The sequence below is a fragment of the Sporomusa sp. genome (genome assembly GCF_057736855.1).
This window is the reverse complement of the sequence record NZ_JBYKYF010000081.1, coordinates 1-11,542: the sequence shown is the minus strand read 5'-3', so window position 1 is coordinate 11,542 and position 11,542 is coordinate 1. Positions and strand designations below refer to the sequence as shown.

12 protein-coding genes, 2 pseudogenes and 1 riboswitch are annotated in these 11,542 nt (G+C 40.6%); of the genes and pseudogenes, 8 read left to right on the top strand and 6 right to left on the bottom strand.

Annotation, left to right across the window (positions count from 1 at the left end):
* Positions 1 to 429 precede the first annotated feature (429 nt).
* A pseudogene (locus tag AC29Z1_RS07375) lies at positions 430 to 930 on the top strand (cache domain-containing protein); the annotation flags it as partial.
* A gap of 39 nt (positions 931 to 969) precedes the next feature.
* Positions 970 to 1,805: pseudogene (locus AC29Z1_RS07370) on the top strand (methyl-accepting chemotaxis protein); the annotation flags it as partial.
* A gap of 111 nt (positions 1,806 to 1,916) precedes the next feature.
* On the opposite strand, the gene AC29Z1_RS07365 reads toward AC29Z1_RS07370, so the two are convergent.
* Complete coding sequence (locus tag AC29Z1_RS07365) at positions 1,917 to 2,138, bottom strand: IS66 family transposase (RefSeq protein ID WP_488270812.1); 222 nt, start codon at positions 2,136 to 2,138, stop codon at positions 1,917 to 1,919.
* A 318-nt stretch (positions 2,139 to 2,456) separates the two neighbouring features.
* Between AC29Z1_RS07365 and AC29Z1_RS07360 the strand changes: the two genes are divergently transcribed.
* From AC29Z1_RS07360 to AC29Z1_RS07340, 5 genes are all read left to right on the top strand, one after another.
* The gene (locus AC29Z1_RS07360) at positions 2,457 to 2,603 is read left to right on the top strand and encodes a hypothetical protein (RefSeq protein ID WP_488270813.1); all 147 of its coding nucleotides are present in this window, start codon (positions 2,457 to 2,459) and stop codon (positions 2,601 to 2,603) included.
* Positions 2,604 to 2,858: 255 nt separating this feature from the next.
* Positions 2,859 to 4,154 (top strand): NCS2 family permease, encoded by a 1,296-nt coding sequence (locus AC29Z1_RS07355; protein WP_488270811.1) that lies wholly within the window; start codon positions 2,859 to 2,861, stop codon positions 4,152 to 4,154.
* A 387-nt stretch (positions 4,155 to 4,541) separates the two neighbouring features.
* Positions 4,542 to 5,714 carry a class I SAM-dependent methyltransferase gene (locus AC29Z1_RS07350; protein WP_488270810.1) on the top strand — a complete coding sequence of 391 codons (1,173 nt, stop codon included), beginning with the start codon at positions 4,542 to 4,544 and terminating at the stop codon, positions 5,712 to 5,714.
* 223 nt (positions 5,715 to 5,937) lie between these two features.
* A riboswitch (cyclic di-GMP riboswitch) is annotated at positions 5,938 to 6,022 on the top strand.
* A gap of 113 nt (positions 6,023 to 6,135) precedes the next feature.
* Entirely contained in the window at positions 6,136 to 7,206 is a 1,071-nt protein-coding gene (locus tag AC29Z1_RS07345; RefSeq protein WP_488270809.1) for an HD-GYP domain-containing protein, read from the top strand.
* A 247-nt stretch (positions 7,207 to 7,453) separates the two neighbouring features.
* A complete protein-coding gene (locus tag AC29Z1_RS07340) occupies positions 7,454 to 7,600 on the top strand; it encodes a hypothetical protein (protein WP_488270808.1) in 147 nt (48 codons plus the stop codon).
* On the opposite strand, the gene AC29Z1_RS07335 is transcribed toward AC29Z1_RS07340, so the two are convergent.
* Positions 7,597 to 8,181 (bottom strand): cyclase family protein, encoded by a 585-nt coding sequence (locus AC29Z1_RS07335; RefSeq protein WP_488270807.1) that lies wholly within the window; start codon positions 8,179 to 8,181, stop codon positions 7,597 to 7,599. The two genes, AC29Z1_RS07340 and AC29Z1_RS07335, sit on opposite strands and share 4 nt — an antisense overlap.
* Positions 8,182 to 8,376: 195 nt before the next feature.
* Between AC29Z1_RS07335 and AC29Z1_RS07330 the strand changes: the two genes are divergently transcribed.
* Positions 8,377 to 8,916, top strand: a complete 540-nt coding sequence (locus AC29Z1_RS07330) for a MarR family transcriptional regulator (RefSeq protein WP_488270806.1) — start codon at positions 8,377 to 8,379, stop codon at positions 8,914 to 8,916.
* A gap of 192 nt (positions 8,917 to 9,108) precedes the next feature.
* Here the strand turns inward: AC29Z1_RS07330 and AC29Z1_RS07325 are convergent, their stop codons facing one another.
* The 4 genes from AC29Z1_RS07325 to AC29Z1_RS07310 all read right to left on the bottom strand — a co-directional run bounded on the left by AC29Z1_RS07325 (position 9,109) and on the right by AC29Z1_RS07310 (position 11,183).
* Positions 9,109 to 9,279 (bottom strand): hypothetical protein, encoded by a 171-nt coding sequence (locus AC29Z1_RS07325; RefSeq protein WP_488270805.1) that lies wholly within the window; start codon positions 9,277 to 9,279, stop codon positions 9,109 to 9,111.
* Positions 9,276 to 9,854, bottom strand: a complete 579-nt coding sequence (locus AC29Z1_RS07320) for a methyl-accepting chemotaxis protein (protein ID WP_488270804.1) — start codon at positions 9,852 to 9,854, stop codon at positions 9,276 to 9,278. Before AC29Z1_RS07320 ends, AC29Z1_RS07325 begins: the two co-directional genes overlap by 4 nt.
* 155 nt (positions 9,855 to 10,009) lie before the next feature.
* On the bottom strand, positions 10,010 to 10,690 hold the full coding sequence (locus AC29Z1_RS07315; protein ID WP_488270803.1) for a cache domain-containing protein: 681 nt from the start codon (positions 10,688 to 10,690) through the stop codon (positions 10,010 to 10,012).
* Between the two features lie 91 nt (positions 10,691 to 10,781).
* Positions 10,782 to 11,183, bottom strand: a complete 402-nt coding sequence (locus tag AC29Z1_RS07310; RefSeq protein WP_488270802.1) for a hypothetical protein — start codon at positions 11,181 to 11,183, stop codon at positions 10,782 to 10,784.
* Positions 11,184 to 11,542: the final 359 nt, after the last annotated feature.

The following is an 11,542-nucleotide window of genomic DNA, read 5'->3' as shown; positions in this document are numbered from 1 at the left end:
TGAGGCAGTTCCAGTTGTAGAACTGGTTACCCCAACATTTATTATAGAGCCAAAAAAAATGTTGAGGCAACTCCAGTTGATGAACTAGCTACCCCAACATTTATTATAGAGCCCTTTTTTTTGTTTTGCTAAGGTGATGTTCCGGCATCGCAAATTATGATGTTGGTGCATCGAAGGAGGAATTTAAGTGGGGGCTTTTTAATGCAATGAAAGTACGTACCTATTTTAGATGCCTTGGGATTGGGAGCGGCCGGATTTAATCTAAGGCTTAGCATAATAATAGGAGGATTAGCGGATGGAATTAGTAAAAATCAGAAAAAATACATTGCAGATGAAGTTGGTAGCAATACTTATTATCTTTTCCTTTTTTCGGCGCTTATTGTCGGAGGAGTAAGTACATATTTGAGTATTTAGTCTGCAAAACAGAAAATAATTGAAAGTAATCAAACGATTGCGATACAAATTACCAATGAGATAGCTCGTACATCGGGCACTTTGGCCAACTGTGCGGATCGGAAGTATTTTAAAGGCGCTATCGCTGGTAATACTTTCATTACAGATGCGTATATATCGGATTTTACCAAGGCGCCGACAATAACTATATCTGCACCAATTAAAGACAAGAGTGGGAATGTTATCGGCGTATTAGCTTCTGATATTAGCTTGAAAGCAATTTGGGAAATAGCAGAACGTACGACTATTGGCTCAACTGGGTACATTTATGTTGTTGATCAGAGTGGGACACTGTTAGCTCACCAGAATAAAGAGCGTGTATTAAAAAAAGATAATGTAAAAGCAAACGCTGCTGTGCAGGCTGTTCTAAATGGTTCAACCGGGCATATGGAGGTTGTGTCGATCCAGAAAGTAGAATCTTTAACATCTTATGCTCCGGTAGAAAATTATGGCTGGGGAGTTTTAACTCATTTACCGGCTAAAGAATTAAATAGTTATTTTTATTACTCGTATTGGGTTATCTTATTTATGATTATAGTAGCAGTTATCTTGGCTGCTGCCATTGGCTATTATGTTGCGAATACGATAACAAAACCGCTGCAAATCATGGTAGATTTCTGCAAGGAATTGGCTGACGGTGATTTTCGTGATAAACCGCGCAATATGCTTAGAAAAGATGAAATTGGTCAAGTAGGCGATGCTTTGGTTAGTATGCGCAGCAGTCTTCGCAAAGTGTTAACACAGGTAAATCAGTCTGCCGAACAGGTGGCGGCTTCTTCGGAAGAATTGACGGCCAGCGCTGAGCAGTCCGCTAATGCGGTAACACAAGTCGTTGCGGCAATTAGTGAAGTGGCACATGGTGCAGAAAAACAATTAAGAGAAGTTGACGAAACCTCTTCTGTAGTAGAACAACTGTCAGCCGGAATACAGCAAGTGGCCGCCAGATCAAATCAAGTAACCAAACATTCAGTGCAGGCTGCCGATAAAGCAAAAGAAGGCAATGCATTAATTAGGAAAGCTGTCAGTCAGATGACGCATATCGAAGGGACTGTCGACAATTCCGCTCAAGTTGTTGCCAAATTGGGCGAGCGATCCAAAGAAATTGGTCAGATTGTCGATACAATATCAGGTATTGCCGGGCAGACAAACTTACTGGCTCTCAACGCTGCGATTGAGGCTGCCAGAGCAGAGGAGAACAGGGAAAAGAGTTTGCCGTCGTGGCCGAAGAGGTTCGTAAGTTGGCAGAACAGTCGCAAGAGGCGGCAAAACAAATTGCCACTCTGATTAGCGAAATTCAAGGCGACACAGATAAAGCCGTTGTGGCTATGGGCGAAGGTACGCATGAAGTTCAACGTTTGTGGGGGGATTGATCCCAATCAGCGTGGGTTGACGGCGTTCTGGAGCCGCGACCTTCATTGTGACTACAAACTTCGGTTGCAATACGGCAGGGCAGCATAGGGACGTCAGAATGTGTGAAAAGTAGTTATTTTCATTACATAAATAGCCGAATATGATGCTCCGTATCCCCAGACGTTCAATAACCACATATAGGAATCGGTTTGTGCCGGTCGGCCGGGTTCACACAGCACTTCCAGGGTAGTTTCAACGGCGTGCAACAGATCCCTTGAAAGCAACTCTTTTTTTAGCGCGGCTAACAGAGGCTCCAAAAGCGCTGCACCTTTAATCAGTTAGACCGGTTTTATCGCTGGTTAAGTATGAAAGCATGAATCCTGCTAACATTTTATTTGACTTCGAGATTTTTGGCATACTGTCGCAAAGTCTAGTAAAGGAACGCATTTTGATATTGGATTTACGTCAGTAGATTAGACCCAAAAGTGGAGTTAGGCAAAACTTTTAGGTTTGTCAAACTGCATAGGTGACAGATAATTAAGCTTATTTGAATTCGTTTTTGGTTATAACCCTTCAATATATTTGAAAATCTCAAAAACAGGCATGTCGATACATCAAAACGGTAGCACTGTAAATCAATTCCTTTGAGGCAGATGGCCCGAATCGAAGCAACTGTTAACACCTTGGCAACAGTGGTGGCCAAGCTCGGTGAGCGTTCTAAGGAAATCGGCCAAATTGTCGATACTATTTCCGGTATTGCTGGCCAAACCAATCATGACGGCAGAACAACTGGTCATTGACATCTGGATAGCTCTTCTGAATCCCGGTTATTTCCGATAGTGTAGTGTGGATTTGCAAGGTGTGGATCGCTCCACCATGCAAATCCACACTTTTTTATGGGACAGCGGTACAGGTTCCTTGTCCCTCTTATGACGTTCTTTTTTTGGTTGAAGATAGCTTTATCGGTAAATAGTATAATTAAGAACTAAGAAGATTGTATACAGAAAACATAATTGATATAATAATTTTTATATCTCTAAGAAAGGGCGTATTAGATGAAAGATTGGTTTGATTTAGCAGCAAGGGGGACAACCGTGTCGACAGAAGTGCTGGCAGGAATAACTACCTTTTTAACCATGGCTTATGCGCTTATCGTTATTCCTGCGGTGCTTAGCACTACCGGCATGGATTTTAACGGAGTTTTTCTGGCTACAGGCCTGACGAGTATTGTAGCGACGTTGATCATGGGGCTTGTCGCAAACTATCCAATAGTTATTGGCCCCGGGTTAGGGCTAAATGCTTATTTGGCTTATAGCGTAGTATCAGGGGCTGGCTATCCCTGGCAAATGGCGTTAGGTGCAGTGTTTATCTCTGGAGTCTTGTTTTTATTCATATCATTAACATCACTTAGGTCAATTTTACTGGAAGCAATTCCTACAGGCATGAAACACGCTATTACGGCCGGAATAGGCTTTTTTGTATGCTTTATCGGCCTGCAAAGTGCCAAAATAGTCGTGGGTTCACCGGCAACGCTAGTAACTATGGGGAAGCTTAGTGATCCAACAACTCTATTATCAGTTATAGGCCTAATCACATCATTGGTACTTATGCTGTATCGTATAAAAGCAGCTTTAATCATAGGTATGCTGCTTACATCAGGCTTAGCCTACTTACAAGGTACGCTAATTGTACCTGACCAATGGTTTGTTATTCCAGGGGGAATTGAACAGACGGTATTACAGCTCGATATCAGTGCTATCTGGCAACAGGGAATGTATTCAATAGTATTTACCTTTTTGCTAATTACGTTATTTGATACAACAGGTACTTTACTTGGAATAGCAGAACAGGCTAATATCCTTGAAAATGGGCGGCTCCCGCGTGCTAAGGCTGCCTTTTTAGCAGATGCCACTGGTACAGTGCTAGGATCATTATTGGGTACTAGCCCTACTGCAACTTATATCGAGTCTAGCGCGGGGGTAGCTGCAGGCGGGCGGACTGGCTTGACAGCAGTAACTGTTGCATTCCTGTTGATAATCATGTTATTTTTTTCGCCTGTCGCTAAGATGCTTTCAGTTATTCCGGCTGTAACAGCACCAGCTCTTATTATTGTAGGGTTTTTTATGATGAACGGGCTTAGAGCTATCGATTGGGATAATATTGAAGAAGCTTTCCCCGCATTTTTAATAGTAGCAACCATGCCGCTAACTTATAGTATAGCAACAGGCATTGGGATTGGATTTATTGTCTACCCTGTTTTAAAACTGCTTAGGGGCAAGGCTAGGGAAGTACATCCTATTTTATATCTATTTATGGTTTTATTTTTCATTCAAATCGCATTAATCAGGTAGTAACTTGCGGTATGTGTAGGATGGCCCACGTGTGGAAAACTAGCGACTGGAAGCACAAACTGTGTTTACGACAATTTGCGCTTATTCTTTGACAATATTCATTCGTTCCAGGAAAATGTGATTTTATCATTCTTTCAGGATTTTTTTGCAAAAGGGACGGAAAAATCCAATTTAGACGGGAGAAAGTCCGAAGTTCCTGTGAAATCCTTCCTTATCTTGTTTTTGTTTTTTTGATAGTTTCGGATGTGGAGTGTATAATCTTTGGTAAGTAGATATATAGGTTTCGCAACAGTGATGCTGCTTTGTCGTGCTACCGGATTTCCGAATACTTGAACTGCATATGTGACCACTTGGTTTACTATTTATGAAAGATAAGGGGTGATTGGCTTGTTGAAGAAAATGGCACTTAAACTTTTGCTAAAAAAGTGGAAAAAGGGCGGATTTTCCGTGGTATTCTGGGATGGGGAGGAAGAGGTGTATGGCAGTGATCCGCCGTCCTTTAAAGTCATTTTTCATAAAGAGCCGCCTATGAAGTTTAATACGGAGGATCTAGTGCTAGCTCTGGGAGAAGCCTATATGGATGGTTTGATCGACCTGGAAGGCTCGATGGATGATATCATTCGTATCGTTATGCTGAACACCCAGTCTCAGCCACTGGAACGACAAGAAACTTTGAATCCCGGTGCCGTGGATTGCAAGGCACAGCAGAAACATATTGAGCATCATTATGATTTAGGCAATGATTTCTTTTCCCTCTGGCTGGATGAAACGATGAGCTACTCCTGCGCTTATTTTAAGGAGTCGGGAGACTCGTTGCAGCAGGCGCAGCTGCAGAAAATTGATCACATATTGAAAAAACTGAATCTCAGACCGGGAGAACGACTCCTAGATATTGGCAGCGGCTGGGGTTGGCTGATTATCCGGGCTGCCCAGCAGTACCAAGTAAAGGCGACCGGCATTACCTTAAGTACTGAACAATATGAAGGTACTATGCGGCAGATTGCCGAGCTAGGACTGGAGGATCAGGTTAAGGTTGAATTACGGCATTACTTAGAACTCGACCCGCAAAAAGAGCAATTTGACAAAATTGTCAGTGTCGGTATGTTTGAGCATGTGGGAAGAGCAAATTTAGGACGTTATATGCAACAGGTACATAACTTGCTGGTACCAGGCGGTCTATCTTTACTGCATACTATTACAAGCATGTTTGAGCAATTGAGCAATTCCTGGATGGGTAAGTATATTTTTCCGGGAGGGTATGTTCCCTCACTGAGGGAGACGGTGTGGTTACTGCCCGAATATGATTTTCATCTGCTGCATTTGGAAAGTCTGCGTTTGCATTATGCCATGACTCTGGATCGCTGGTATGAAAACTTCGCGCGGAAAAAAGATCTTATCCGGCAAAAATTTGGTGAACGGTTTGTCCGTATGTGGGAGCTGTATTTAAGAGGCTGTGCCTCTGCTTTCCGGGTGTCAGGGCTGGATATTCACCAATTACTATTTTCCAAAGGGCTCAATAACAAGATTCCATTGACCTATGAACATGTTTATGCAAAATAGGTGGGACAGGTTCCTATCCCGGTGATGAAATAGCTAGTCAAAGGAGTGTAATTAGATCGAATTAGGAGGGACAATAAACAAGGGATGGGCAGCTAAGCTGGTTTACGATGATTGTTCGAGTGCGATTTTCGTTAAAATAACAGTTTTTTTTATAAAAATGAATACCAAATGCAGGGAAATGTCATTTCGTGTCGAATACGTAATCAATGATTTTAGCTTCAAATTTTATAATGGGCAAACTTATCGAAAGATAAGGACGCAAAGTCATGGGTCTAAGGATGAAAATCTATGATTGCCAGACTGCTTGTTAGCATAGATAACAATGATTTCAGTATTCTAGGCAGGCAGTAGCATGCCTTTTTTTATTTTTTTGAAATGATTTTCTAGTTTTTTGTGCTAGGTTTACAGTGTAGGAGGAAATATGCAAAAGATATCGATTCAGAATTTAAGACCCGGAATGACCACATATAATCGTTTATCTGCCGCGGATGGTCGTATATTACTAGGAAGTAATATACAATTGACAGATAGGTACATTGACAGAATACAAAAATTGGGTATTCGCTGTCTGGCTGTAGCTAATCCGATAATCGAACGCATCGGTTTGACTTACGAGGAAACCCTACCGGAAGAGAAGAGAATTGAAGTAACAAGATTGCTGAAGGTCGCGTTTGACGATGCTAAAAAAGGTAAGTTTATTGATGTACACCATAGTGTATCTGCTTTGGCTAAAATGATTGAAGATACAATAAGAAAGAATCAAGTTATTCGGTTGGATAATATATCTACTCCTGAGGATTATGTTTATACACATTGTGTAAATGTAGCAGTACTTGCAGCTATTATAGCAAGTGACATGGAGTATAATGCAATAAAAATGCATGAAGTTGTCATGGGTGCGTTGCTTCATGATATTGGAAAAATATTAATGGATGAACAAGCAAATGAAATGGAGCATCCTCACATAGGTTTTGAATATGCACGTAAACTACGCGGATATTCAGTTGTTTCAGCTCATATTATCTTGCAGCATCATGAGAAATATGACGGGAGTGGTTATCCCCGCGGACTACAAGGCAACCAGATTCATGAATATGCCAGAATCACTGCCATAGCGGACGCCTACGATACTATGGTATCAGGCCTGGATCCCAAGGAAGTGCTTTTGCCCCATCAGGCTTATGAAGGGATAATGGCGCTGAGCGGAACTTACTTGGATAGAGAAATTGCGAATATCTTTTTGGCCAAAGCTCCGTTGTATCCTGTAGGGACTTTTGTTGTTCTTGATACTGGTCATATTGGCGTCGTTACAGAGGCATGGCCGAAACTACAATCAAGGCCAACCGTAATGATCTTGACTGACAGAAACGGTAAATTGAATAATGAATGGTCAGAGGTTAATCTTTCTCAGGAATTAACAACATTTATTACTCATATTCTGTCAGAAGAAGAAGTCATTGAATTAACACAAAAGTATCAAAGTATGGTATAGTATGGCTAACTAGCAATCTAGCAACTATAAATAGTATGGGTGCTTGATAAACAAAGTGAAGCGTCTTTCGATAAAAAGGTACTGCGTGACGCCAACGATATCATCCACTGACTGATCAAAAAACTGAAGGTTAATGCTGATTCCAAGCGAATGCTTGGGTCCAGCATTGACCTTTTATATTTTCAGAAAGGCGGTACAGTTATAGGCGGTCCAATCAAAAACTGGTTCTAATAAAGGTTTTTGAAATATGGTTGGGGATACCGACTATGCGGCTTACAGTATTTATTTAGTTATCGCTACACTTGGAATTGACGAAATCATTTACCTGATTATGCCGAATTGGACTGGCTTAACCCGTGGATCAATGGGCCTGACGGGATTTCTGGGCCCCTAGAAAACTTCGGCAATAACCCGGCATGGTAGTCCGGAAAGCCCTTCATAGTTGATTGGATACGTATGTACTAAAAACGGTTCTCCTTTCGTTGTTGCCAGCAATATATCCAGATTTGCCAGATTCTCAATAACAAAGACTCTATGATCAGCACAAAATTGATCAGCCCGGAAATGTTCCGCAGGTTTCCGGATACCAGGGAAATCAATACCAATCATGCTTACCCTTTTATTTACAAGCTCGGTTATGAGTTCATCAGATAATTCGAGAGAGGTCTGGAAATATTCAGGAGTTCCGAACCTATTTTCTTTTAGACAGCCGGTATAAAACATAACAAAATCGTGTTCAATGATTTTGTCCATATGGATATCGCTTACGACAATTTCTCTTTCTTTCACATGGCTGACATCAAACAGTATTCCTCTTCTTTCGGTATGTTCCAGTGGAAATTGTTTGTTCATAACGTCGAAGTGGGTACCAATATGTCCGAATTGAACAGCAGGCGGTATTTCTCGGGCCGCAGCTTGATTCAACATAGAATTTAAAATTTCTTTGGTAACGGTAACTGACAAATCAATTTTCATATACATTTCACTCCTTATAACAACTCATTTCTTTTTAAATATCACAACACAACAATAACATTATTTCCACGGAAACAATGTTATTGTAACAGACCATTGTTTCCCTGTAAACCATTTTTGCTTGATTTATTTCTTTTTACATGTAAATACGGTATAATAAATAGTGTTAAATCAACTGGATAAAGTTGGGTTGGTATGATGCAAGATAATGAGCAGACAATTCAGAAGTTAATACGCAAGCTTGAAGAGTTAATCTATAATGTAAGCCATATAGAAGATTATGAAGAAAAAGTATTGCAGGCTGCTTTACGGGAACAGAACTGCGAGGAACTTCGGGGTGTGAGTCTGTCGTTAGCAGAATGTCATGTCATAGATTGCATAGAAAAAAATGGTCCGATGATAAACACCACCGCGATTGCCAAAAAACTAAATATGACTAAAGGTGGAATTTCTAAAATAACCGCTAAATTGCTCTCCAAAAATATGATTGAACTGCAACGTCTGCCAAACAATCATAAAGAAGCGTACTATACGTTAACGCCGCTAGGAAAAAGGGTTTTTCAAGTTCATGAAGTGCTACATCAACAGGCTGAAACTCGATTTGTTGCTCTTTTTAGCAGGTACAGTCAGGAAGAAGCTGAATTTGCGAATAAATTTTTGAGTGACTTAATTGCCGAGATGCAATCCCAAAACGCTGAATTTGAACGGTCTCGTCTGTCGGGTGCTAGATATTAGATATGCTAGTCACCTCCACCTATTGTTGGTTTTTTTTGGAAATTTATTTATGACTGAGTCCAGGAATGGGTGTATCATTTAGCAGCGTTTTAATGACGGAGGCGCAGGTATTGTTGACAACGAGGTAAAGATCATGAGGCTTAAACAACACGAAGGCCAGCGTTTTTAGGCGCTGGCCGGGTAGGGGTAATTTTATAACTTAAATCTTGAAGTGGATTTTTCTAATTCCTGCGCGACTCGGAATAGTTCATCACTGGAATCCGCCAGGTCATTGGTAGAGGCACTTTGTTCTTGCATGGCCAGTGAAATTTCTTCCGCGCGGCACGCTATATTTTTACTTGCAGCTTCAATGTTTTTAATCAAGAGTTAATATTTTCATTGTCTTTGGCTATATTATTTAACAAATTCATAACATTGTGCGAGAGATTTCCCAGCTTTTCAACATTTCCTTGAATGCGCTGAAAGGATTGTCCAACATAGTTAACGACTTCCGTTCCTTTTTTGGCTTCAAGTTCGCCAACGGCGATAGCTTTCACCGCTTTATTGGTATCGGCTTGAATGGTACTGATTAAAGCGGTGATTTGTTTCGTTGCTTCTTGTGATTGTTCAGCTAGTTTTCTGACTTCTTCGGCAACAACAGCAAATCCCCGGCCTTGTTCTCCTGCGCGAGCGGCTTCAATGGCTGCATTTAAGGCCAACAAATTAGTCTGACCAGCGATGTTGGCGATAGTATTAACAATTTGACCGATTTCTTTGGAACGTTCGCCAAGTTCTGCAATGGTTTGTGAGGCAATCTCTGTTTTTTGATTAATTGCCTGCATCTGTTCCACAACTGTACGTACAGTAGTTTTTCCTTCGCAAGTATCTTTTGCCGCAGTTTGTGCCAATTCATCGGCATCAATCGTTGTTGTTAAACTAGCTTTTAAATTATTTTGCACTGATCCCAGGGTTTTAAACGCTTGAGTTATGGTATCACTTTGATGTTGTATACTCTGTGCCGTTTCAGCAATAGCCGCAGATACCTGAGTTGCATTTTGGGCTAAACGTCCGGCACCTTCACGCAGTTCATTGCCTGAACTTGCAGTTTAGTCGGCTAATTTGGCAACTTCACCGATAAACGCCGGATTTGGCCTGTAAAGGTATTGAGAGTTTGTCCTAATTCACCAATCTCATCGTCAGAAGTAATTTGCATTTCTTTTACTGTAATCTTTCCGTTTTCATCTTTGTCGATATTTTTTATCATGGCTTGTAGTGGTCGAGTAATTTGTTGCGCTAGGAAAGCACTACTGAGGATAGCCAGAATCAAAACAATAACAGAAACCAAAAGAATGGTTTTTTGAATTTGATTTGCACTTGCTAAAAAATCATTTTCATCAAAAACTGCAACATATTTCCATCCTAATTTTTCCGAAGTATAAACATTGAGGATAGAATGTTTTCCGTCAAGCGAAAGGGTATAAATACCACTATTGATATCGCTAAAGTTAGAAAATTTGTCACCATCAATATCCTTCATAGTTTTATTCAGGAGTTCTGGTTTTGTAGGATGAGCTAAGATGGTTCCCTGAGCATCGGTCATAATAACATATCCCGCTTGACCAATCTTAATATCTTTTATCATCGTTGTAAGATTGTTAAGTGAAATATCAAATCCGAATACTCCGGCAGCTTTGCCGTTTTCCGTAGGGATAGCAGATACTACGCTTACAACAACGTCTTTACCTGTTGAAAAAACATAAGGGTCTGTGACAACAGCTTTTCCCATGTTTTCCATGGCAAGTTAATACCAAGACGGCTACGAGCATCATACCCTGCTTTGCGTGGTGATAATGGCCATTGAACATAACCGCCATTCGCTTGTGATCCTACGAATATAGCTGCAAATTCCGGATGACTGGCTTGGTATTGAGGAAGGTTTTATAGATTTCTGCTTCAGCGCTACTATTCTGCAGGGGAGTCATAGGGATTGTACCGTCTGGCGAAGTTGCTTGTTTATCAACATAGCTCGTAACAAAATCTGCGCCATTTTTGATTTGCGGTACATTTGCAAGATACAGTGTATTTTCTTTCACGCTGTCAAGAAATAAAGTAAACGCTTTATCGACTTGCGAGATTTCTCTGGTAGTTGCATTAATCATGTCTTGTTTTGTATGCTCTTTTACGGTATTACCGATAAAATAGCCAAGTACGAGGATGGGGACTAGCGAAACGGTAACCAAAATAATTGCAAGTTTTGTTCGACTACTGGTTTTACATTTTTTTAGCAATAAAGTATTCCTCTCTTTTACATTTAATTTTTTGATTTGATTATAAAATGCATCCTCCTTTTCTGTATTCTTTCTCACATTTTATCATATTTTGGTATATTTTATCACATTTTAGTATAATTTGTTTACGAAAATGCAGTGAGGGGTTTTGATGATTTTGCATGCTAATATAATGCGAATATAAATATCACTTCCGCTATCCAAAGCCGGAATGACTGAGAGCCCGCGAAATGCGCGGGCTCTTGTTGTTTGTTAAAAACATTATCCATTAAAACCGATTATTAGGTAGGCATCCTTTAGCAAGAACGTAAGCGTCAAAATACCCCCACATAGTTTCAACACTCAAGACCTGAGATAAT